Annotated in this window: 21 protein-coding genes; 16 read left to right on the forward strand and 5 right to left on the reverse strand. The window is 39.0% G+C overall.

Features of this window, described 5'->3' with window-relative positions:
* Positions 1-83: 83 nt before the first annotated feature.
* From QLQ22_RS11405 to QLQ22_RS11445, 9 genes are all read left to right on the forward strand, one after another.
* Positions 84-878 carry a TIGR00282 family metallophosphoesterase gene (locus QLQ22_RS11405; RefSeq protein WP_223442502.1) on the forward strand — a complete coding sequence of 265 codons (795 nt, stop codon included), beginning with the start codon at positions 84-86 and terminating at the stop codon, positions 876-878.
* 199 nt (positions 879-1,077) lie between these two features.
* The gene (gene spoVS, locus QLQ22_RS11410) at positions 1,078-1,338 is read left to right on the forward strand and encodes a stage V sporulation protein SpoVS (RefSeq protein ID WP_029281188.1); all 261 of its coding nucleotides are present in this window, start codon (positions 1,078-1,080) and stop codon (positions 1,336-1,338) included.
* A 256-nt stretch (positions 1,339-1,594) separates the two neighbouring features.
* The gene (locus QLQ22_RS11415) at positions 1,595-2,512 is read left to right on the forward strand and encodes a dipeptidase (protein WP_284016644.1); all 918 of its coding nucleotides are present in this window, start codon (positions 1,595-1,597) and stop codon (positions 2,510-2,512) included.
* Positions 2,513-2,748: 236 nt separating this feature from the next.
* On the forward strand, positions 2,749-4,488 hold the full coding sequence (locus QLQ22_RS11420) for a 2-oxoacid:acceptor oxidoreductase subunit alpha (protein WP_349654973.1): 1,740 nt from the start codon (positions 2,749-2,751) through the stop codon (positions 4,486-4,488).
* Positions 4,489-5,355 carry a 2-oxoacid:ferredoxin oxidoreductase subunit beta gene (locus QLQ22_RS11425; protein WP_223442508.1) on the forward strand — a complete coding sequence of 289 codons (867 nt, stop codon included), beginning with the start codon at positions 4,489-4,491 and terminating at the stop codon, positions 5,353-5,355. It abuts the gene before it with no gap.
* A gap of 198 nt (positions 5,356-5,553) precedes the next feature.
* Entirely contained in the window at positions 5,554-6,594 is a 1,041-nt protein-coding gene (gene tdh / locus QLQ22_RS11430) for an L-threonine 3-dehydrogenase (protein WP_284016645.1), read from the forward strand.
* Between the two features lie 236 nt (positions 6,595-6,830).
* Positions 6,831-8,009, forward strand: coding sequence for a glycine C-acetyltransferase (locus QLQ22_RS11435; RefSeq protein ID WP_223442515.1), 1,179 nt, complete (start codon positions 6,831-6,833; stop codon positions 8,007-8,009).
* 328 nt (positions 8,010-8,337) lie between these two features.
* Positions 8,338-9,867 carry a tRNA (N6-isopentenyl adenosine(37)-C2)-methylthiotransferase MiaB gene (miaB, locus tag QLQ22_RS11440; RefSeq protein ID WP_223442519.1) on the forward strand — a complete coding sequence of 510 codons (1,530 nt, stop codon included), beginning with the start codon at positions 8,338-8,340 and terminating at the stop codon, positions 9,865-9,867.
* Positions 9,868-9,870: 3 nt separating this feature from the next.
* Positions 9,871-10,302 (forward strand): YlbF/YmcA family competence regulator, encoded by a 432-nt coding sequence (locus QLQ22_RS11445; protein WP_223442522.1) that lies wholly within the window; start codon positions 9,871-9,873, stop codon positions 10,300-10,302.
* Between the two features lie 132 nt (positions 10,303-10,434).
* Here QLQ22_RS11445 and QLQ22_RS11450 read toward each other — a convergent pair whose 3' ends face one another.
* Complete coding sequence (locus QLQ22_RS11450) at positions 10,435-10,596, reverse strand: hypothetical protein (RefSeq protein ID WP_223442524.1); 162 nt, start codon at positions 10,594-10,596, stop codon at positions 10,435-10,437.
* Positions 10,597-10,785: 189 nt separating this feature from the next.
* Here QLQ22_RS11450 and cotE point away from each other — a divergent pair, with 189 nt between their 5' ends.
* From cotE to mutL, 3 genes are all read left to right on the forward strand, one after another.
* The gene (gene cotE, locus QLQ22_RS11455; RefSeq protein WP_223442525.1) at positions 10,786-11,331 is read left to right on the forward strand and encodes an outer spore coat protein CotE; all 546 of its coding nucleotides are present in this window, start codon (positions 10,786-10,788) and stop codon (positions 11,329-11,331) included.
* Positions 11,332-11,522: 191 nt separating this feature from the next.
* Positions 11,523-14,111, forward strand: coding sequence for a DNA mismatch repair protein MutS (mutS, locus tag QLQ22_RS11460; RefSeq protein WP_252208635.1), 2,589 nt, complete (start codon positions 11,523-11,525; stop codon positions 14,109-14,111).
* Between the two features lie 16 nt (positions 14,112-14,127).
* Positions 14,128-15,966, forward strand: coding sequence for a DNA mismatch repair endonuclease MutL (gene mutL, locus QLQ22_RS11465; RefSeq protein ID WP_284016646.1), 1,839 nt, complete (start codon positions 14,128-14,130; stop codon positions 15,964-15,966).
* Here mutL and QLQ22_RS11470 read toward each other — a convergent pair.
* Both QLQ22_RS11470 and QLQ22_RS11475 read right to left on the reverse strand, forming a co-directional pair.
* Positions 15,921-16,160 carry a hypothetical protein gene (locus QLQ22_RS11470; RefSeq protein ID WP_423246245.1) on the reverse strand — a complete coding sequence of 80 codons (240 nt, stop codon included), beginning with the start codon at positions 16,158-16,160 and terminating at the stop codon, positions 15,921-15,923. The genes mutL and QLQ22_RS11470 overlap by 46 nt on opposite strands.
* Before the next feature lie 177 nt (positions 16,161-16,337).
* Positions 16,338-16,586: a hypothetical protein gene (locus QLQ22_RS11475; RefSeq protein WP_223442528.1), complete on the reverse strand. Its 249-nt coding sequence runs from the start codon at positions 16,584-16,586 to the stop codon at positions 16,338-16,340.
* Between the two features lie 199 nt (positions 16,587-16,785).
* Here QLQ22_RS11475 and QLQ22_RS11480 point away from each other — a divergent pair, with 199 nt between their 5' ends.
* Both QLQ22_RS11480 and hmpA read left to right on the forward strand, forming a co-directional pair.
* On the forward strand, positions 16,786-18,258 hold the full coding sequence (locus QLQ22_RS11480; protein WP_284016647.1) for a flavin monoamine oxidase family protein: 1,473 nt from the start codon (positions 16,786-16,788) through the stop codon (positions 18,256-18,258).
* Between the two features lie 331 nt (positions 18,259-18,589).
* Positions 18,590-19,822 (forward strand): NO-inducible flavohemoprotein, encoded by a 1,233-nt coding sequence (gene hmpA, locus QLQ22_RS11485; RefSeq protein WP_284016648.1) that lies wholly within the window; start codon positions 18,590-18,592, stop codon positions 19,820-19,822.
* Between the two features lie 331 nt (positions 19,823-20,153).
* Here hmpA and QLQ22_RS11490 read toward each other — a convergent pair whose 3' ends face one another.
* Together QLQ22_RS11490 and QLQ22_RS11495 are read right to left on the reverse strand one after the other, a co-directional pair.
* Positions 20,154-20,636, reverse strand: coding sequence for a hypothetical protein (locus QLQ22_RS11490; RefSeq protein ID WP_223442533.1), 483 nt, complete (start codon positions 20,634-20,636; stop codon positions 20,154-20,156).
* Positions 20,637-21,123: 487 nt separating this feature from the next.
* Positions 21,124-21,498 carry a YmaF family protein gene (locus QLQ22_RS11495; protein ID WP_223442537.1) on the reverse strand — a complete coding sequence of 125 codons (375 nt, stop codon included), beginning with the start codon at positions 21,496-21,498 and terminating at the stop codon, positions 21,124-21,126.
* A gap of 357 nt (positions 21,499-21,855) precedes the next feature.
* Between QLQ22_RS11495 and QLQ22_RS11500 the strand changes: the two genes are divergently transcribed.
* Positions 21,856-22,317: a DinB family protein gene (locus QLQ22_RS11500; RefSeq protein WP_284016649.1), complete on the forward strand. Its 462-nt coding sequence runs from the start codon at positions 21,856-21,858 to the stop codon at positions 22,315-22,317.
* Positions 22,318-22,804: 487 nt separating this feature from the next.
* A complete protein-coding gene (locus tag QLQ22_RS11505; RefSeq protein WP_223442544.1) occupies positions 22,805-23,554 on the forward strand; it encodes an SAM-dependent methyltransferase in 750 nt (249 codons plus the stop codon).
* The last annotated feature ends 308 nt before the right edge of the window (positions 23,555-23,862 follow it).

Here is a 23,862-nt window from a genome sequence, read left to right on the forward strand (position 1 = left end):
TTCTGCATCGCTTTATTTTTTTTGCAATCTGTGCAAAACTTAAGGGTAAACACACACCATTTGAGAGAAGGTATAAGCGAAGCATGAAACTATTATTTGTAGGAGATGTAGTAGGATCTCCAGGTAGAGATATGATAAAAGAATATTTGCCAAAGCTAAAACGTAAATACAGACCGTCCCTGACGATTGTAAACGGAGAGAATGCAGCACACGGAAAAGGGATTACTGAAAAGATTTATCACGAGCTGAATCAGGCTGGCGCACAGGTTGTGACAATGGGAAATCATACATGGGATAAGCGGGAAATCTTTGAATTTATTGATAATTATCCAAATCTAATCCGTCCTGCGAATTTTCCTGAAGGCACTCCGGGTAACGGCATTACATATATAACTTGCGACGGCAAAGAAATCGCTGTGATTAACTTACAGGGACGAACGTTCTTGGCGCCTATTGATTGTCCATTTAAAAAAGCGGATGAGCTGATTGAAGAAGCTAAAAAGAGAACGTCCATCATTTTTGTGGATTTTCATGCTGAAGCAACGAGTGAGAAGCAGGCCATGGGCTGGTATTTGGACGGAGAAGTGACGGCCGTTGTTGGAACTCATACTCACGTTCAAACGGCAGATGAGCGAATTCTTGATCAGGGGACTGCTTTTATCACAGATGTGGGCATGACAGGTCCTTATGATGGCATCTTGGGAGTAGAGAGAGAGGCGGTCATAAAACGTTTCCTGACTAGCCTCCCTGTGCGATTTGAGGTAACTGAAGGCAAGGCGCAGCTGAGCGCAGTAGTAATCGATGTTCAAGAAAAAACAGGCAGAGCTTTGAAAATTGACCGCATTTTAATTAATGACGATCATATGTTTTTTGAATAGAATATATATTTAGAAATTTTAGAAAAAATTATGAACCAAGCAGGAATACTAGTTCTCTCTAGTGAATATAGTATCAATGGAATGGCTGTGAAAGAGGTTCAGAAGGCTTCATAAAGGGGATGGGCCCTCCGAACAGATCTAATAAGGCATGATCCAATGTACATTCACGATCTATTGAAAAATAAGGGGGATACTAGAAATGGAAATATTAAAAGTTTCAGCAAAGTCCAATCCTAACTCTGTAGCGGGAGCACTAGCAGGTGTCCTGCGTGAAAGAGGCGCTGCCGAAATCCAGGCAATTGGAGCTGGAGCACTTAACCAGGCTGTAAAAGCAGTAGCTATTGCCAGAGGGTTTGTTGCCCCGAGCGGTGTTGATTTAATCTGTATTCCTGCCTTTACGGATATTCTCATTGATGGAGAAGAGCGTACGGCCATTAAATTAATTATTGAGCCTCGTTAAATAGACAAAATGATCAACCTGTTTGCGGGTCACGCAAACAGGTTTGTTTTTATTTCGCACTTTTCATATCCTTTTCAATCATAGATCACTAAACAAATGACTTTTGGATTTTTTTCATCATAAACGGGAAATAAGTTGATTCCGTAACAGTTTTTACAGGAAAAGAGCACCATATAAAGTTTATTAGGTGAACGATTTTTATACAGAAATTTTTTACGAACACAGTCCTTTATTTATCTTTAGGAGAGATGATGACGTGCGTATTTTTGATGCTCATTGTGATTTGCTCTATCAATTATGGCGCAGGCCTGAAATTAGTGAATGGAATGACATGAATCTGCATGTCACCATTGAAAAGCTATTTCAGTTTGGAGCAAAAGTCCAGTGCTTTGCCATCTTTATACCAGTTGATGTCACGAATAAATTAGAAGCCGCCTTTGCACAGGCTTCCATCTTTTATGATCGGATTATTAATGGGTTTGAAAAGATCATACATATAAGGACAAAACAGGATCTTCTTGCATTAAAGGATGATGAAATTGGAGCCATTTTGACACTTGAAGGCTGCGACCCGATCGGCCATGATTTAAGCCTTCTTTCCATTTTTCATCAGCTAGGTGTTAGATCCGCGGGACTGACTTGGAATTTTGCCAACTTACTAGCTGATGGAGCGCTCGAAACAAGAAATGCAGGTCTATCATTTTATGGGAGACATGTAGTCGGGAAATTAAATCATTATCACATGTGGACTGACGTATCTCACCTTTCCGAACGAAGCTTTTGGGATGTCATTCAGCTTGCAGACCATCCGATTGCCAGTCATTCAAATTCATATGCACTGTGTCCCCATCCAAGAAATTTAAAAGACGATCAAATTAAAGCAATCGTTGCAAAAAATGGTTTGATTGGCATAACGTTCGTGCCGCAATTTACCTCTTCCCGCTCGAGGGCTTCAATGAAGCATCTACTTAATCATTTAGATTACGTGAGTGGTCTTGCAGGAGAAAATGCTGTAGGATTTGGATCTGATTTTGACGGGATAGATGAAACGATTGAAGGACTTGAAGGTTATGAACAGTATCCTTACTTGCTGAATACACTCTCGAAGCATTATTCAGAAAGCCAGGTTGAAAAATTTATGTATAAAAATTTTGCTGATTCCATTCCTTTTTAGACAAAGGTTCTATTGCATATCAAGTTTACGGAATGAATGAATATAAGATTTGCAAAAATCAAAAAAATAAACAGCAAAAGCATGTTTATTTCCCTGAAACGCTTGTTTTTTTCTCATGTTCGTTCTACAATTGTAAACGTTTAGTACATATTCTAACAATATTTAATTCCGTGTGTAAGAGCTCTTAAATAGGGCGAAAAATATATGAGTGTTTCTTAAGAAGGGGTGTAGGGCACATGATCAGTCAACTTTCATGGAAAGTTGGAGGACAGCAAGGTGAAGGTATCGAAAGTACCGGAGAAGTGTTTTCAATCGCATTAAACAGAATGGGCTATTATTTATATGGTTACCGCCATTTTTCATCTCGAATTAAAGGCGGTCATACAAATAATAAAATCCGCGTCAGCACAACTCAAGTTCGTTCTATTTCGGATGATCTTGATATATTAGTAGCTTTTGATCAGGAAACAATCGATGTGAACGTATATGAGCTTCGCAAGGGCGGCCTTGTTCTTGCAGATTCAAAGTTTAATCCAGTGATTCCTGATGACTGCAACGCTGTTTTGTATTCCGTGCCATTTACAGAGATTGCCGCAGAATTAGGCACTTCATTAATGAAAAATATGGTTGCAATTGGTGCAACAAGTGCTGTGCTTGATCTTGGAACATCACAATTCCAAAATGTCGTGCAGGAGATTTACGGAAAAAAAGGGCAGCAGATTGTTGAAAAGAATCTTGAAGCCATTAAAAAAGGCTCAGTTTATATGAAACAAGAACTGAACTTTGACCGTGTAGATATGTATCTAGAAAAAGCGGACGGGCAAAAACGCATGTTCATGATCGGCAACGATGCGATAGCATTAGGCGCAGTTGCCGGCGGAGCACGTTTCATGGCTGCATACCCAATTACACCAGCTTCTGAAATCATGGAATATCTCATTAAGAAGCTGCCTGATTTCGGCGGTACAGTTATTCAAACAGAAGATGAAATTGCCGCTTGTACGATGGCCATTGGTGCAAACTATGCAGGCACCCGCACATTGACGGCTTCTGCAGGACCGGGGTTGTCATTGATGATGGAAGCAATCGGGCTCTCAGGCATTACAGAGCAGCCGCTGGTGATCATTGATACTCAGCGCGGCGGACCAAGTACAGGACTTCCGACGAAACAGGAGCAATCCGATTTAATGGCGATGATTTACGGAACGCATGGAGAAATTCCGAAAATCGTCATGGCGCCAAGCACAGTACAAGAAGCATTTTACGATACAATTGAAGCTTTCAACTTAGCGGAGGAATATCAATGTCCTGTTATTTTGCTGACAGATCTTCAGCTCTCACTTGGTAAACAGTCTGTAGAACCGCTTCAATATGATAAAATCCAAATACGAAGAGGCAAGCTTGCACAGGGCGAGGAGCTGCCTGAGATAGAAAATAAAGGATACTTTAAACGATTTGAAGTAACAGAAGATGGCGTATCGCCGCGTGTAGTGCCGGGAATGAAGAATGGCATTCACCATGTTACAGGTGTTGAACATGATGAGACCGGCAAACCTTCCGAGGTGGCAACAAACCGTAAAGCCCAAATGGACAAACGTCTGCGTAAGCTGTCAGACATCAAGTTTGACACGCCTGTCCATCAAAATCTGACTCATCCTGATCCGGATGTACTATTCGTTGGATTTAACTCTACAAGAGGCACAATTGAAGAAGCGATGATCCGCCTTGAAAATGACGGTGTAAAAGTGAATCATGCACATGTCCGTCTGCTTCATCCATTCCCGGCCGATGAGTTGCTTCCGCTTGTTAAAGCAGCTAAAAAGGTTGTAGTGGTAGAAAATAATGCAACTGGACAGCTTGCTAGTCTTATAAAAATGAATGTGGGTCATGCAGAGAAAATTTCCAGTATTCTTAAATATGATGGAAATCCGCTCTTGCCGCATGAAGTTCATTCAAAATGCAAGGAGTTGTTCTAAATGGCGACGTTTAAAGAATTTAGAAACAATGTAAAGCCTAACTGGTGCCCCGGCTGCGGAGACTTCTCTGTACAAGCCGCCATTCAGCGTGCTGCTGCAAATGCAGGCCTCGAACCTGATCAGCTTGCTGTAGTTTCAGGAATCGGATGTTCAGGCCGTATTTCGGGCTATATCAACGCTTACGGTTTCCATGGCATTCACGGCCGTTCCCTTCCAATTGCGCAAGGTGTAAAAATGGCAAATAAAGATTTAACCGTCATTGCATCAGGCGGCGACGGTGACGGTTTTGCCATCGGAATGGGCCATACGATTCATGCCATCAGAAGAAATATTGATGTCACCTATATCGTAATGGACAATCAAATTTATGGATTGACAAAGGGCCAGACGTCTCCGCGAAGTGATGTTGGCTTCAAAACTAAGAGCACGCCGAAAGGTTCAATTGAATCTTCCTTATCAGTCATGGAAATGGCACTTACGGCAGGAGCAACATTTGTAGCACAGAGCTTCTCAACTGATTTAAAAGATTTGACGTCAATCATTGAAGCAGGGATCAATCATAAAGGATTTTCTTTAATCAACGTCTTCAGTCCATGTGTCACTTACAATAAAATCAACACATATGACTGGTTTAAAGAAAATCTTACAAAACTTAGTGATATTGAAGGATATGACCCATCAAACCGCATGACTGCCATGCAGACTCTGATGGAGAAAAACGGACTTGTAACGGGTTTGATTTATCAAAACAAGAATCAGCCATCCTATCAGGAGCTTGTCTACAACTACAGCGAAACTCCTTTATCACATGCCGATCTGCAAATCAGCGAAGAGAAATTCAACGAATTGCTCTCAGAATTTATGTAATGAGAAAAATGTCTATCCTCAGGATAGGCGTTTTTTTTTATTGATTTTAAGTTTTATAAAAAAATAAGCGAGTTTTTTTCTCATGTGTTCAAACGTCTACACTGGGTGGACAGTCTCCTTTACACCACTATTTAAGGATGATAGAATTTCATATATACTCATTAAAATAGATGTTTTTTGGAGCGAGGAGTGTTCACAGTGAATGGAAAAATGAAAGCAATCGTTAAGCACCGCAAAGGCTTTGGTGCTGAACTGCAGATGGTAGACATCCCTCAGATTAAAGAAAATGAAGTGCTGATCAAAGTAAAGGCTACTTCAATCTGCGGAACAGATGTTCATATATATACATGGGATGCATGGTCGGAAAGCAGAGTGAATCCGCCTTATGTATTTGGCCATGAATTTTCTGGAGAAGTTGTAGAAATAGGAAGTAAAGTAACAAGCGTCGAAATCGGAGATTTTGTTTCCGCTGAAACGCATTTAGTTTGCTATGAATGTCCGCAATGTTTAACAGGACAGTATCATATTTGCAAAAACACAAAAATCATAGGTGTCGATACAGACGGATGCTTTGCAGAGTATGTGGCTTTGCCGGCAGTGAACCTTTGGAAAAATCCAAAAGAAATGCCTTTTGATGTAGCATCTATTCAAGAACCGATGGGAAATGCGGTGCACACAGTTTTAGCAGGAGATGTTGCAGGGAAAAGTGTTGCTGTCATTGGATGCGGCCCTATTGGGATTATGGCTGTAGGAGTTGCAAAAGCAGCAGGAGCATCTCAGGTCATTGCCCTTGATTTGAACGACTACCGTTTAAATTTAGCAAAAGAAATGGGCGCAACAACGGTCGTCAATTCGAAAAATGAAGATCCTTTGGCGAAGATTAATGAATTAACAGACGGCAACGGTGTAGATGTTGTCTGTGAAATGTCAGGGCATCCAATTGCCATGGATCAAGGATTTAAAATGGTAACCAATGGCGGACGTGTTTCGATCCTGAGTCTTCCTGTCCGTCCAGTTGAAATAGATATCACCAATGATGTCGTTTTTAAAGGAATCACGGTACAGGGAATTACAGGGAGAAAAATGTATGAAACGTGGCAGCAGGTTTCAAGACTTCTAAAATCAGGGCAAGTAGATGTAACCCCGCTGATTACGCATCACTTCTCTTTAGAAGAATTTAAAAAAGGCTTCGATTTAATGATCGAAGGTAAATGTGGTAAAGTCGTATTACACCCATAATGTGAAACTTCATTCAGCGGGGGCTTCTCCCCCGTTGTATGTTAGTTAAGGCCCGCAGAATTGCAGGTACACAGACGTTGCCGCAGTGAGTGGAGCCATTAGTATGTGTTCTAAGCTAGTGCTATTACTGGCAGTAAATCCAACCTTAGTTTTCTAGAATCCACCATACATACCATAAGGCGGAGGAATTACTGTCCATTAATGCGTGATAAAAGAATGAAAATGGAGGGGCTATGATGAAAGGTTTTGAATATTTACAGGCAGAACTTGATGAAATGAAACAGCAAGGAACATTCCGGACGCTGATTCCTCTCGAATCAGACCAGGCATCAAAAGTTGTCATCGATGGAAAAGAATTAATTCAATTATCATCTAATAACTATTTAGGATTAACAACTCATCCAAGACTGGTAGAAGCAGCAATCAAGGCTGCAGAGAAATTTGGTGCAGGAACCGGATCTGTCAGAACGATTGCCGGTACTTTTACAATGCATGAAGAACTTGAAACAAAGCTTGCTGAATTTAAGCATACAGAAGCTGCACTAGTGTTTCAGTCAGGTTTTACAACAAACCAGGGCGTTCTTTCTTCTATTCTGACAAAAGAAGACGTTGTGATCTCAGATTCTCTGAATCATGCTTCAATCATCGACGGAATCCGATTAACAAAGGCTGCGCGCAAAGTGTATAACCATGTTGATATGGCAGATTTAGAAAGAGCATTAAAAGAATCAGGAGACTTTAGAGTCCGTCTAATTGTTACTGATGGTGTTTTCTCTATGGATGGAAATATTGCTCCACTTCCGGAAATTGTTGAGCTTGCTGAAAAATACGATGCACTTGTCATGGTGGATGATGCCCACGCTTCTGGTGTTCTTGGACAAAACGGCCGCGGAACAGTTAATCACTTTGGACTTGATGGACGTGTACATATCCAGGTCGGGACATTAAGCAAAGCGGTTGGTGTTTTAGGAGGATATGTAGCAAGCACACGTACTCTAATTGATTACCTTATTCAAAAAGGCCGTCCATTTTTATTCAGTACGTCCCATCCTCCAGCTGTTACAGCCGCCTGTATAGAAGCGATCAACGTACTTATAGAAGAGCCTGAACTGATTGAAAAGCTATGGGATAACGCAAAATTCTTCAAAAAAGGCCTTGAAGATCTAGGTTTTGATACAGGTAAAAGCGAAACACCTGTAACACCGGTTATAGTCGGGGACGAAGCCTTGTCTCATCAGTTCTCAGATAAATTGCGGGAATATGGTGTTTTTGCACAAGGCATAGCATTCCCGACAGTTGCAAAAGGGCAGGCTCGCGTGCGTACAATTGTAACAGCTGAGCATTCTAAAGAAGAATTGCAAACAGCTTTAGATATCTTTGAAAAAGCAGCAAAAGAATTGAATATTTTGTCATAATTTTTTAAAGAGAGGCTAAGTCCTCTCTTTTCCATTAGAAACAAATTTCATTCCATCAAATTCTGATGTCTTGCTGCAGTTCATAGCCCACTTTGAAAACAATTGAAGAAAAAGCACCTTCCTCCCGTCAATTCTTATTTTCTGCGGGTGACTAAAAGACGCTTTCGCGTTTCTTGATTTGTTTATTTAGTAAGATTGTTTTACTATAGATATATGTCCTTTCTTGATTTGTATATTGTTTTGTCATTTAAGAACATATATACTATAAAATTGGTATACTCTCACTCCGAGAGTAAGGTTAGAAGGGTTTGAAAGGAGACTGTTTTACATGAATGAAAAGCAGCGTTTGGAAAATACACAGGTAAATCCTGCGGACAAAAAATCCGAAAAGGATTACAGCAAGTATTTCCAAGCCGTTTATATGCCACCTTCCTTAAAGGATGCAAAAAAGCGCGGCAAAGAGGAAGTGAAATACCAAAATGATTTCAGCATTTCAGAAGAGTTCAGAGGCCTTGGGAATGGAAAGAAATTTCTGATTCGCACATACGGATGCCAAATGAACGAACATGATACTGAAGTCATGGCTGGAATTTTCATGGCACTCGGCTATGAAGCTACGAACACAACAGAAGATGCAGATGTGATTCTCTTGAATACATGTGCCATCCGTGAAAATGCAGAAAATAAAGTATTCGGTGAAATCGGTCACCTGAAGTCCCTTAAAAGAGAAAAACCAGGTTTATTGATCGGTGTCTGCGGATGTATGTCGCAGGAAGAATCTGTTGTCACAAGAATCATGAAGAAACATCAGCATGTTGACATGATCTTTGGAACGCATAACATTCACCGCTTGCCTAATATTCTTAAAGACGCCTACATGTCGAAAGAAATGGTCATCGAAGTTTGGTCTAAAGAAGGCGACGTTATTGAAAACCTTCCAAGAGAGCGCAAAGGAAATGTCAAAGCATGGGTTAATATCATGTTTGGCTGCGATAAATTTTGTACGTACTGCATCGTTCCTTATACTCGCGGAAAAGAAAGAAGCAGACGCCCTGAGGAAATCATTCAGGAAGTGCGTCAGCTTGCTGCAAGCGGATATAAGGAAATTACTTTGCTTGGCCAGAATGTAAATGCATATGGAAAAGATTTTGAAGACATCTCATACGGCCTCGGCGATTTAATGGATGAAATCCGTAAAATTGATGTTGCCCGTGTCCGCTTTACAACAAGTCACCCTCGTGATTTTGATGATCATCTGATTGAGGTGCTTGCTAAAGGCGGTAACCTGCTTGATCATATTCACTTGCCTGTTCAGTCAGGAAGCTCTGAGATCTTAAAGCTGATGGCCCGCAAATACGACCGGGAAAAATATATGACATTAGTGAAAAAAATTAAGGAAGCGATTCCAACGGCTTCTTTGACGACAGATATCATTGTAGGTTTCCCAAATGAAACAAATGAGCAATTTGAAGAAACGCTGTCAATGTACCGTGAAGTTGAATTCGACAGTGCTTATACGTTCATTTACTCTCCTCGTGAAGGGACGCCTGCAGCAAAAATGCAAGATAACGTTCCTATGGAAGTAAAGAAAGCACGTCTGCAAAAACTGAATGATCTTGTTAAAGAAATTTCAGCTAAAAAAATGATGGAATACGAAGGTCAGGTTGTAGAAGTGCTTGTAGAAGGGGAAAGCAAAAATAACCCTGAAGTACTTGCAGGCTATACAACTAAAAGCAAACTTGTAAACTTTAAAGGTCCAAAGTCTGCTGTCGGCCAAATTGTTAAAGTGAAAATAAACAAAGCAAAAACGTGGTCTTTAGATGGGGAAATGGTAGAAGAAGCGATAGAGGTGAAATAGGGGATGTCATTATATACTAAAGAAGAAATCGTAGCAAAAGCCCGTGAATTAGCACAAATGGTTGCTGATACCAAAGAAGTTGAGTTTTTCAAAAAAGCGGAAGCGCAAATCAATGAGAATCAAAAAATCCGTGAAAAAGTAGCAAGTATTAAAAGTCTTCAAAAACAGGCTGTTAACTTCCAGCATTACAGCAAGCAGGAAGCATTAAAGCAGGTAGAAGATAAAATTGATAAAATTCAGGAAGAATTGGATGAACTTCCAATCATTCAGGAATTTAAAGAATCTCAAGTTGAAGTGAACGATTTGCTTCAATTGATTGCAGTCACGATCTCAAACCATGTGACAGACGAAATTATCCGCACAACCGGCGGAGATCTGTTAAGCGGTGAAACGGGTTCAAAACTAAATAATTCACCAGGCTCAGCCTGTCACTAAAAGAGGAGCACACTGTTCAGAGCAGTGTGCTTTTTTATTTTCTTTATATTGCAAAGCTTCAATAGAGGATGTTTCTGATAAATTTCGAAAAGAGCCTGATAAAAATTATATAGAGACCGATAAAATTTATTGCTAATCCGCCCTAGCTCCAACAGCGTTAAAAATTCCTGCAGAAAACCACGCCACTTCACTAAATAAATATCTAATTAAACTATGTTCTAAATAATCATAGTTTTTTATACTGCCGGCAGCAAAGGCAAAAAGCGCCTTTCCTGCCAAAACCTTTGTGATCAACTGACCCCCTTGGCAATTCAGCTTTTCTTTTCAAAATTTTAGGCACATATCTGGGCGTACACGCATACAATGAACTATACCGATTCATGTATTGGTGGAACATATTATTTATTCCTTTATATTAGTAGCACAAACCCTACTAGCCCAGCATAGGATTAAATGAAGATTGATTGAGGAGGGTATGTACGAATGGCTGAATACAGAGAAATAATCACCAAAGCGGTAGTTGCGAAAGGCAAGAAGTTTACTCAATCCACGCACAGCATTGCTCCTTCGCAAAAACCAACAAGCATTCTAGGCGGCTGGTTGATCAACCATAAATATGATGCCAAAAAGGTTGGGAAAACAGTCGAGGTTGAAGGTACTTACGACATTAACGTATGGTATTCGTATGCTGATAATACGAAAACAGAAGTTGTCACTGAAAAAGTTTCATATGTGGACGTCATTAAGTTGAAATATAAAGATAACAACTTTTTGGACGATGAGCATGAAGTCATTGCAAAGGTTATGCAGCAGCCAAACTGCATGGAGGTCAATATTTCTCCAAATGGAAGCAAGGTTGTTGTTTCAGCTGAGCGTGAGTTTTTGGCGGAAGTTGTCGGGGAAACAAAGGTGGTTGTCGCAATTAATACAGAATCATTTGCTGAAGCGGATGAAGACTGGGAAGAAGATCTTGATGAGGAGTTTGAAGATCTGAATCCGGAATTTTTAGTCGGCGGAGATGAAGAATAAGAGGAAACTAGGGAGAATCTATCTTCCTGGTTTTTCTTTTTTTATGGAATTCTAATAATTTTGCACCTTTCGTATTTTTAATATACTATTCCTGGGACAACCTTCCGGGATTCGGGCGAAGCAAAAAATCCTCCATGTATGTTATAATAAAGTTTGTTTTGAAACGTACGCAAATGCAATGGGGGATTACTATGGCTACATATACGCCAATGATACAGCAATATTTAAAAATAAAGGCAGAGTATCAGGATGCCTTTTTATTTTTTCGTTTAGGCGACTTTTATGAAATGTTTTTTGAAGATGCAAAAAGAGCATCTGCTGAACTTGAAATTACATTAACGAGCAGAGATGGTGGAGGCGCCGAACGAATTCCAATGTGCGGTGTACCGTATCATTCTGCTCCTGGATATATAGAATCTTTAATTGAAAAAGGCTACAAGGTAGCCATATGTGAACAAACTGAAGATCCAAAACAGGCAAAGGGTGTTGTACGCCGCGAAGTTGTGCAACTGATCACACCAGGAACGGTTATGAATGGAAAAGGTCTGCAGGAGCGGGAAAATAACTATTTAGCGTCTGTAACTGCCTTTCCTTCTAAGTTTGGTTTTGCCGTTACAGATCTATCGACTGGTGAAAATCAAGTGACCTTATTAAATCATATTGATGAAATTATAAATGAAGTGTATTCACTTGGTGCAAAGGAATTAGTTGTACATCCTGACTTTCCTGAATCATATATTAAAAAAATTGCTGAAAAATCAAGAGTGACCGTTTCGTTTGAAATAGATGCGGGCACAGAGAAATTTGAAGCGATTATCGATCATCTTGAAGATGTGAGATTAAAAGAAACATTTGGGAGACTGCATAACTATTTGCAGAAAACGCAAAAGAGAAGCCTTGATCATCTGCAAAAAGTAAAAGTCTATCAGCTGCAGGATTTTATGAAAATCGATTTATACTCAAAGCGGAATTTGGAGCTGACGGAAACGATCCGTTCTAAAGGCAAAAAAGGCTCGCTGCTCTGGCTTCTTGACGAGACTAAAACAGCAATGGGCGCGAGAATGCTCAAGCAGTGGATCGATCGGCCATTGCTTTCCAAAAATGAAATCAAAAGCCGTCTTCAAATGGTCCAATCCTTGCTTGATCACTATTTTGAACGCGAAGACCTCAGAGAACGGCTAAAGGAAGTCTATGATCTTGAAAGACTTGCGGGGAGAGTGGCATTCGGAAATGTCAATGCAAGAGACTTAATCCAGCTCAAGAAATCATTGCAGCAGGTGCCTGCGATCAAAGAAGTGATAACATCTGTAAAGGATAACCAAATAAATGAAAAGGCAGAACAAATTGACACTTGTACAGAACTGACAGACTTACTTGATTCTGCTTTAGTAGAGAATCCGCCCCTGTCTATTAAAGACGGCAATATCATGAAAGACGGCTTTCATGAACAGCTCGATCAATTCAGAGATGCAAGCAGAAACGGCAAATCATGGATAGCAGAGCTTGAACAGCAAGAGCGGGTGCGTACAGGCATCAAATCACTTAAAATAGGGTTTAACAGGGTATTCGGCTACTATATTGAAGTGACAAGAGCAAATGTACACTTGCTTGAAGAAGGCAGGTACACACGGAAGCAAACATTGACAAACGCTGAAAGATTTATAACACCGGAGCTTAAAGAGAAAGAAACGCTCATTCTAGAAGCAGAAGAAAAAATGGTAGACATTGAATATGAATTGTTTGTCGAGCTTCGTGAACAGGTGAAGAAGTTTATTCCAAGACTTCAATCCTTATCTAAGTGCATAAGTGAATTGGATGTGCTTCAGTGCTTTGCTGTCATCAGTGAAAAAAGACATTATTCTAAACCCTCTTTTTCAGATCAGGAGCTGTTCATTAAGGACGGCAGACATCCAGTTGTTGAAAAAGTAATGAATTCTCAAGAATATGTTCCAAACGATTGTTATTTCTCAAATGACCGCGGAATGCTGCTGATTACAGGACCTAACATGTCCGGAAAAAGCACGTATATGAGACAGGTTGCATTAACAGCCATCCTCGCTCAGATCGGGTGTTTTGTTCCTGCTTCAGAAGCTGTTCTTCCGATCTTTGATCAAATTTTTACCCGAATAGGAGCAGCGGATGACCTAATATCAGGGCAAAGTACCTTTATGGTTGAAATGCTTGAAGCGAAGAATGCGATTGTCAATGCTACGGAAAGAAGTTTAATATTATTTGATGAAATCGGGCGGGGAACTTCAACGTATGATGGAATGGCACTCGCGCAGGCCATTATTGAACATATTCACCATCATATCGGAGCTAAAACTTTGTTCTCCACGCATTATCATGAACTGACTAGTCTTGCTGACGGTTTGCCGCAGCTTCAGAATGTCCATGTATCAGCCGTAGAAGAAAACGGCAAGGTAGTGTTCCTTCACAAAATCGAGGAAGGTCCGGCAGATAAAAGTTATGGAATTCATGTCGCCGAGCTTGCCGAGCTGCCAAATGAGCTGATCATCAGAGCAAAAGCAATTTTAGAAAGCCTTGAAGCCGAACAGACAGTAAAAGTCCCAGCATCTATCATGGAAAAGTCGGAAACATTTAAAAGCGATGAAGCTCAGCTCTCCTTTTTTAATGAACAGCCTGCTAAGAAGGAAAGCAGACCGGTTCCGAAAAAAGATATACTGGTACTAGAACAGATACGGGCGATCAATCTGCTTGAAATGACGCCGCTTGATGCAATGAATGAACTCTATCAAATTCAAAAAAAATTAAAATAATGAAGAGGTGAACAGCATGGGGAAAATTATTCGCCTTGACGATTCACTATCAAATAAGATAGCTGCAGGAGAAGTTGTCGAACGTCCGGCTTCTGTTGTAAAAGAGTTAACGGAAAATAGTATAGACGCCGGCAGCACTGTCATTGAAATTCATATAGAAGAAGCGGGTTTAAGCAAAATCCGCATCATAGACAATGGAGACGGCATTCTGCCTGAAGATTGTCTGAACGCTTTTCACAGGCATGCTACAAGCAAAATCAAAGATGAAAACGACCTTTTCCGGATCCGGACTCTTGGTTTCCGGGGAGAGGCCCTGCCGAGTATCGCGTCTGTTTCCCATGTTGAATTAAAAACAAGCACAGGGTCTGGTGCAGGCACGAGAATGGTGCTTTCAGGAGGAAAGGTAGACATCCATGAAGCTGCTTCAAGCAGAAAAGGAAGCGACCTTACTGTTACGAATTTATTTTTCAACACACCAGCCCGTTTAAAATATGTCAAAACAGTTCATACCGAGCTTGGCAACATTACAGATGTTGTCAATCGCCTGGCATTGTCCAATCCAACTATTTCTTTCAAGCTGACTCATAACGGAAAGCCAATGCTGCATACGAGCGGGAACGGTGATGTGCGCCAAGTCATAGCGGGCATTTATGGACTGGGCATTGCAAAAAAAATGATTCCTATTAACTTACAGTCTCTTGATTTTGAAGTGAAAGGCTATATATCTCTTCCTGAAATCACCAGAGCATCAAGAAACTATATATCAACGATCGTAAATGGCAGATTTATTAAAAACTATCCGCTTGTAAAAGCCATTCAGCAAGGCTATCATACCCTGCTTCCAATCGGCCGGTTTCCAATTGTCTTTCTGGAAATTAATATGGATCCTATTTTAGTCGACGTAAACGTTCACCCTGCCAAAATGGAAGTCCGGCTAAGCAAAGAGGCTGAATTAAATGATCTGATTACTGCAGGAATTAAAGACGCATTTTCGCAGCAAAAGCTGATTCCTGAAGCCGTCTTGCCAAAGCGGAAAGAAAAAAGCTTTGATGAACAGCAAACATTTTCGTTCAGTCATGCTGAGAAAAAACCACTATCAGCAGCATCTCTTCCGCAAGTAATGGAAAAGCCAGTGATTGAAGCAGCAGAAGCTCAAGAACCAGAAGAAAAGATCATCGAACAAAGTTCTCCAGTTATTGAGGAGGGATTTGAAGTTTATGATGAACAGCCAGCTGATTATCATGAAGAACTGTTAACGACAGAATCTGAACCGAGAGTGCCTGTACTTTATCCAATAGGCCAAATGCATGGAACATATATCCTCGCTCAAAATGAGACTGGATTATACATTATCGATCAGCACGCGGCTCAGGAGAGAATCAATTATGAATACTTTAAAGAAAAAGTAGGACAAGTTGCTACGGAAGTTCAAGAGCTCCTAGTCCCGATTACCATGCACTATTCTGCAGATGAAGCCCTGATCATCAATGAGAAAATGCAGGCATTGGGTGAAGTCGGAATCTTCCTTGAGCCCTTTGGGGGAAATAGTTTTATCGTGCGTTCTCACCCTCAATGGTTTCCACGCGGAGAAGAACGGGAATTAATTGAAGAAATTATTCAGGAAGTGCTCGACCATAAACAGGCGGATATTAAAAAGCTTCGTGAAGAAGCAGCGATTATGATGAGCTGCAAGGCAGCTATAAAAGCAAATCATCATCTTCGCAATGATGAAATGTTTGCTTTGCTTGAAACGCTGAGGAAATCAACAGATCCTTTTACTTGTCCGCACGGAAGACCAATTATTATTCATTATTCGACGTATGAGATGGAAAAGATGTTTAAGCGCATTATGTAGAGGGTTTTAACGAAGGAAATAAGACTTTGCCCACTTTTTGCCCACCTAGTGTTTAAATACTTTTCAAACTTACTGACGTTTTCTTCCTCGTATTTCTTTGTAATGTGGAGATAAACGTCTGCAGTCATAGTTACAGTACTATGACCTAGTCTATCACTAACAAATTTAATATCTGCACCGCTTTCCAAAAGCATTATGGCATGTGTATGTCTTAATCCCTGATGGCATTATGAAATAATCTAGAAGTAACCAAAAGCCCTTCTCTTAACCTGAGAGGGGTATTATTTTATTTACAGCTCAAAATTTTTTCACTTTGATACCAAATATCCCTGCTCTTCAATGTCTTTCTTATTCAGCGTCTAAAAAAGGTTCTATATTTCCAAGTTAGGAATATCGCACGTATTGTGAATATCTAATGCAATGGCGATCCATATTTCTGCAATCCCCATATGAGAATAGATTCCTAAAATATAGATTCCTACAACCCTATAACCACATCCCAACAGCCGTCTATACATCGTGCCCTTAGTATCACCAGCCGCCTGCAGGGCGCCTGCTAAAACGAGTCCAATCGCCAAGGCAAGTTGGGATAAAAGCATCGATTCGCAAAGTAATGGCAACCACTCGAATCGCTTCTGCATCAGTCGTAAACCAGGTTGCCATCCAAGGAGCTTTGAATACCATGATTAGCCCAATTATACTCATGAGTAATTCGAAGAAGCTGTTCCTTGTTAGGGTTTATACATAAATAGTAAGAATTCATAGGCATCTATTCCGGTGAATACAATGGAATAAATCTATTTCACTGGGGATGAAGAGATGCCTAAAAACATAAATTATCAATTATCGACGCAACAAATGATTAACATTATTAGAAATGGTCTTAAAAAGTCGCAAGTTCCCAAACAAATTACTATTGTCGGCGCAGGACTAGCAGGACTGGTTGCGGCATCTCTATTGAAGGAGGCAGGGCACAACGTTGCAATTCTTGAAGCCAGCAATAGGGTTGGCGGACGTGTCTTTACCATACGATCCCCCTTTAGCGATGGGCTTTATTTTAACGCAGGCGCAATGCGTATTCCTCATAGTCATTTTTTGACATTAGAGTATATTAATAAATTCGGGCTAACCGTAAACCCTTTTATTAACCGAACTCCATTGGATATTCTTTATGTAAATGGAATCAAAACACGTCTTACTATATTTGAACGTAATCCAAGTATTTTAAACTTTCCCATTGCTCCGAATGAACGTGGTAAAAGTGCAGAGGATCTGTGGAAATTAGCTATACAGCCAATTATCGATTTCATTAACCAAAACCCAACTAGAAATTGGCAACTCGTAGAAAAAGAATTTGAAGACTATTCGCTGGGTTCTTTCTTAAAATCTTACCATTATCAATATGGAACGACTTTTTCAGCTGGAGCAATTGATATGATCGGTGTACTTCTTGACTTAGAAGCATTTATGGGAATGTCATTTGTTGAAGCTTTGCGAGAAGAAATGTCCTTTAGCGCAAATCGTTTCTATGAGATAACCGGCGGCATGGATCTGCTGCCAAGGGCATTTCTTCCGCAATTAAAAGAAGACATTGCATTCTCTCAAAGGATGACGAAAATTGTCCAACATAACAACAGAGTAACTATCCATTCCACCCATCAGGACACCTTAGAGCACTCCACCATAACGGGTGATCTTGCCATCATAACCATTCCCTTTTCAGTGTTGCGATTTGTGGAAATTGAACCATACCATTCTTTTTCCTATTACAAACGGAGAGCGATTCGGGAACTGAACTATATTGGCGCAATAAAAATCGGTATCGAGTTTAAAAGCAGGTTTTGGGAAAGGCATGATCAATATGGCGGTAAATCCATAACAGACCTGCCGATTCGATTCACTTATTACCCAAGTCAAGGGATTGGTACAAAAGGACCTGCTGTGGTTTTGGCAAGCTATACATGGGCGGACGAGGCTTTAACTTGGAACGGGCTATCAAACGAAGATCGCATTCGCTATGCTTTAAAGAACTTAGCTGAAATATACGGAGACCAAGTCTATTCTGAGTTTGTATCAGGAACTTCCTTTAGCTGGATAGATAATCCATATTCTTCTGGTGCTTTCACGGCTTTTGAAACGGGTCAGGAAACCGATCTATATCCTTATATTGCTATACCTGAAGGAAGAGTGCACTTTGCCGGTGAACATACTACTCTTATCCACGGTTGGATGCAAGGCGCAATTGAATCCGGAATACGGGTTGCTTATGAAGTGAATGACATGCCAAAGTAAAACAAAATAGATAGATCAGGACTGTATAAATAGGAACTGGCTTAAAGTCATTGACTATCAGTATAAAAATATCTTAATCTACGGATTAAGAAAGAAGCAATTTGGAATTTTACTCTCTTTTGAAGAAGGTTCACCAGCTGGTAATATTAAAAGTGCGTTTTTAACGAAAATAATGATTTTATATACCTTTAGCCGAAGTTAAAAGGCAGTGAAGGCAAGCTTTAACTTGTTCTGTTGTGAGGTAAAATCGGCAGAATTGTTGTTTATTGGTAAAATCGTTTGGGCATGTTAGTAAAATCCGAGAAAATTAAACATAGAAGGGTGCATTAATATGCTTGATGATAAAACCATTAATATTGTACAATCAACCGCCCCTGTTTTAAAAGAGCATAGTAAAGAAATAGGAAAAAGATTTTACAAGCTATTATTTGAAAAAGCTCCAGACCTACTTAACATCTTCAACCAAACGAATCAAAAAAGAGGTCTTCAGCAGGAAGCATTAGGATATGCCGTTTATGCAGCTGGAGAATACATTACAAATCTGGATGCTATTAAACCAGTAATTGAAAGGATTTCTCAAAAACACCGTGCCATTGGAATAAAACCTGAACAATATCCAGTTGTAGGTGAAACGTTACTTCAAGCAGTAAAAGATGTTCTTGGTGATAATGCAACAGATGAAATTATTGAAGCGTGGGGTAAAGCATATGGATATATATCAGACGCTTTTATTAGTCTGGAGAAAAAATTTTATGAAGAATCAGAACAACAACCAGGAGGTTGGGAAGGATATCGGACTTTTTATGTAGATAAAAAAGTAAAGGAAAGTGATGAGGTCACATCATTTTATTTAAAGTCCAAAGATGGAGAAGCAATATCTTCGTATAAAGCTGGTCAATATCTTACGATCAGGGCAGAAATCCCTGGAGAGCAATACACGCATATTCGTCATTACAGCCTATCTGAGGCACCTGGTAAAGATTACTATCGCATCAGCGTTAAGCGTGAAGATGAGCATGGAAATTCTCCAGATGGAATTGTTTCAAACTATCTGCATGATCAGATTCAATCTGGTGATACACTGCAATTTTCCGCACCTGCTGGTGATTTTGTTATCCGCAAAGATAATGTACCAATTGTGCTGATTAGTGGAGGAATTGGAATTACTCCTTTATTAAGCATGTTAAATACAATCGCAGAAGAAAAACTATCACGTCAAGTTACGTTCATTCATGCTACAAGTAACAGCAAAACACATGCATTTAGAGAACATGTGAAGGAATTAGAAAACAACTTTGATTACTTAAAGTCATATGTTTGTTATAATTCACCAACTGTAGAGGATAAAAAAGCAAAAAATTATGATAAAGAAGGTCATATTGACTTGAACTTCCTGCAATCCTTACTTCCTACAAAAGAAGCTGATTTTTATTTCTGCGGTTCAATTCCGTTTATGGAAGCGATAATTAAAGCCTTAAATGAATGGGAAGTTCCGAAAGAACATATACACTACGAGGTTTTTCGTCCAGTGGCAATGTTGGGGGAAGAAGACATGAACCTGTGAATGAAAGTGAAAACGAGTCAACAAATGATGTTGGCTTTTTTTGTCCTTCATTCTCACCTCATATTTTTTAGTGACATTTATTGAAGAATTACTCCTTCAAATCATCTGTATCGACATCAAATAATTTACAAACTCTTACAATTTGATCGTCCGTCACATGCTTTTTATTTCTCACAATGCTCGAAAGTGCTCTGACCGAAATTTTAAGGTAATCCCTTGTTTTTCTCTGACAGAAATTTTTTATTAAACTAACCTGCAGCGTAAGCTCAATAAAAAAAGCGATTCTTCCATACAAAAAGAGGTTGGTTGCTAGAACCAACCTGATAATATTTTAATAAAAATTGTCATCTCCATTCTGCTGATCACTTTCAGCAGGAACCGAAACTCCCATAGTTCGCAAAGATTCTTTTGCTTGTTTTAAATAGGATTCTGCTTGTTCTTGCCACTTGATAATCACTTTAATAAACGTTTTGAACTCAGGACTTGCATTTTCCTCCATAGTTATTAATCCTTCACTTACCTTTTTATCCTGGTTTTCTGCATTTTTTATACAAGCCACCAGTGTTTCTACAATGGATTGCTGTTGCTCACCATTTACTAGTCTCTGAGATGAACCTACTGCTGTAACGCGATGATAGGAAGCAGGCACTAGATGATTATGCATCTCGCGATTCCCTTTTAAATTTTTGGTTTTTGGTATATGGAAAAGTTCAGAGCTCATAGCACATACCATTTCTTCAGCATATAAACTTTTGTGTAACAAATTTAAAATATGTCCCCAGTTGTTAACCCGATAAAAATAGTAAGGCTGCAAAAAAACATCTCCTTTTTATAGAAAATTGGATCCCCCATTTCCATACTATGATTTAGTATCAAAATTAATGTAAGACCTTCTTCTTAAGCTAAAGCGTGCTTTACTTTAATAAGGAATAAAGTTATTACTTATTAAAGTAAAGGTGCGGATTAGTTGAAAATGAAACATATAAATCGAAAATAATAAAGGAGTGCGAGAGATAATCTTCAACTCCTTTAATTGCCTATAACACTTTTAAGTTAACTCTTCTCAAAGTGCAGCAAGAGGAGTTTTATCCATCTTCTATAAAGAGGGGCATTCTTCAATTTTGGAGGCTCGCTTTTTTACTGAATAGCGATGAAATTTAGTTTTTTAAGAATGTCCTATTTGTAAGGAAAATGATTAATATATTTCGATGTTTAATAGCTCAGCTTTTTTAGTGTGCAGAAGAGTAATTGATTCCCTGAATAATAAAAACTCACCTTATCGGTGAGTTAAGAAATTTATGTTATAGACTTGTTCTTCCGCTATATCTGTGTCTATGTGGTGTAATTCCATCGACAGTGGTTACCCCACTAAATTCATGATAATGACCACCATTCTGAACAGGAATTGCTGGTCCAGTTATACCGCGTATTTGATGTCTATGTCTGTTATCAATAGATGTAAAAGTAAAATATCTGTGTGTATGTTGGATTCCACTTGGTGCAGGTTCAGTAGTTCCAGCATATTGATGACTGTGTCCGTCATCAAAAGATGTAATGCCTTTAAATTCGTGGGTATGAACTGGCATTCCATCCCATGATGTTATAAAGAGTTTATGGGAATGCATTGGGTCTGAATCATCTGAATGATACAAGAAACCATTAACAGGGATATCCATTAATAACCGCCCCTTAAATCCTTTTTAACACATTATTCAAGGACAAAACAAAAGATGTAAGATTGGGAAAAGTTATTAAAGGAAATTAACACAATTGACACTTTAAAGAATTAATAAATAAAATACCTCTCCAAAAAGGGAGGAGTTATCGATTAAATTAAAATAAGCTTGCTTCTTTAGCTGCTTCTAAGTTTATTTAAAATGGAGAGAAGGTGCGGGTGCAAGAGTGGTAGATCACTGAATGAATCCGCAGCTCTTTTTTCTTATTATGCTAACGTCGCAGGATTGTTTAAAAAAGGGATTTTAAGGGAGGAAGCCGAATAGTGGATTTATAAGAAATTTAGGAGGAGTAGAAAAATGCAAAAGGTAGCTGAGGGAATAAGTCATTGGATAAAAACATTACCAGAAGAGTACAACTCTATGTCTGAAGAAGAAATTTCAAATCGGCCATTACCAAATAATTGGTCAAAAAAAGAAATTTTAGGACATCTATGTGACTCTGCGATAAATAATATTGAGAGGTTTATAAAAATTCAATATGAAGAACAAGTTTATGTTATTCAATCGTATAATCAAGACCAATGGGTAACGGTTCAGAATTATCAAGATAGAACACTTGATGAAATAGTAAACCTTTTTCAGACGTTAAATAAGCAAATTGTTAATATTGTTAAGAATGTTCCTAACGAAAAGCTATCCAACCTTTGTGACATAGGAAATAATCAACATAAAACACTGGAGTGGCTTATACAAGATTATCTTGGGCATATGGAACACCATATTCACAATCAAATCTTGATTGAAAATAGCGACTTTTAAATTTAATTCTTATTCAGCTACCATGAAAATAAACTTCTATAATTCCGCCGCAAAATCATTAAACTATGGATTGGGTTGACTGGATTAAAAACCAGTATGGACAAGTTCAACATATTTTCATTCTCTCTGGTGCAGCGACAATATTTCTGCTGCATGGATGGCTACGGGTGTTTTTCTTCAATAAGACAACTTAAATGATATTTCACAATCGAGGGTTTTTCTTGAATATCTGTTTAGCATGGAATATTCATGATTAATCTTCCATGAAATGGCGCTTATCTGTAAAGGTAAGCGTCCTGTTTAATGGAAAAAAGATTGAGTTAATCATCTGATTTTTAAATAATTGGTATTAAGCAATCGGGGAGTTTAATTGAAGAGTGGATTCAACTTTTTGTTCAACAATCGGGCCAGATAATCGAATAAGCTTCCCCTTTCCCTTACTTTTACAATATGATAGAGGGAAATAAAATAAGTCTCTGGAGGTATTATGGATAGAAACAGATATTCAGCAATAGCCCATCAAAGCCATACTTTTTATAATCCGATTAATCCATCAAAAATAGACAAAGTTATTGAGTTACTTGCTTTAAAAGATAATGACAAAGTAATTGATATAGGTGCTGGGAAAGGTGAAATTCTTCTTCGGATTATTGAAAGGTACAAATCTAAATGTATTGCTATCGAGAAATATGGTGATTTCACAGAACAACTTCAAATAAATGCTAAAAATAGAGGGGTTTTAAATAATATTGAAATCATTACAGAAGATGCTAAAGTAGCAATTAACACAATAAATGAGCAGTTTGATGTAGCGATTTGTATTGGTTCAACTCACGCATTAGGCGGATTACATGAAACGTTGGATACGCTGAGGAAGTGTGTAAAAAAGGGTGGATATGTGCTCATCGGTGAAGGCTACTGGAAGCAGCAGCCAAGTAACGAATATTTGGAGGCGCTCGGAGGAGCGGAAGAATCCGAATTACTAAGCCACTTCGAGAATGTGAAGGTTGGCGAAAAACTAGGCCTAATTCCACTCTGGTCTTACACTACTAACGACGATGAATGGGATGAATACGAGTGGCTTTATGCTATGTCCATTGAGAATTATTGCTACGAACATCCTGATGATCCAGATTGCGATGCAATGTTACAAAAGATCCGGACTTGGAGAAGTACATATCTGAAATGGGGCAGAGATACCCTTGGATTTGGGATATATCTTTTTAGGAATATGTAAAATTCAATTAAAGGGCGCTATTCTTCGATAAGACAAAATAAATGATCTTCAACAATCGGGGGCGATTGCAGCAAAACGTGATTGCCTATAAATGATAGGGTGTTAGATGGCGACTTATCACCAATAATAGACCATCCAACGAAATGTAGGATTTCTGAATAAAAGCCCATTACAACATCATCTGTGAAGAAATAAGCTCTGTCCTAAGTGATAAAAATGGTGGAGAGGAATATATGACTGAAATTAAATATGGAGAATATGAGACTCACCGATATATTTATTAGCTTACTTGACGACCATTATTTAAT

The organism is Metabacillus hrfriensis, from assembly GCF_030127205.1.
Lineage (GTDB): Bacteria > Bacillota > Bacilli > Bacillales > Bacillaceae > Bacillus_P > Bacillus_P dongyingensis.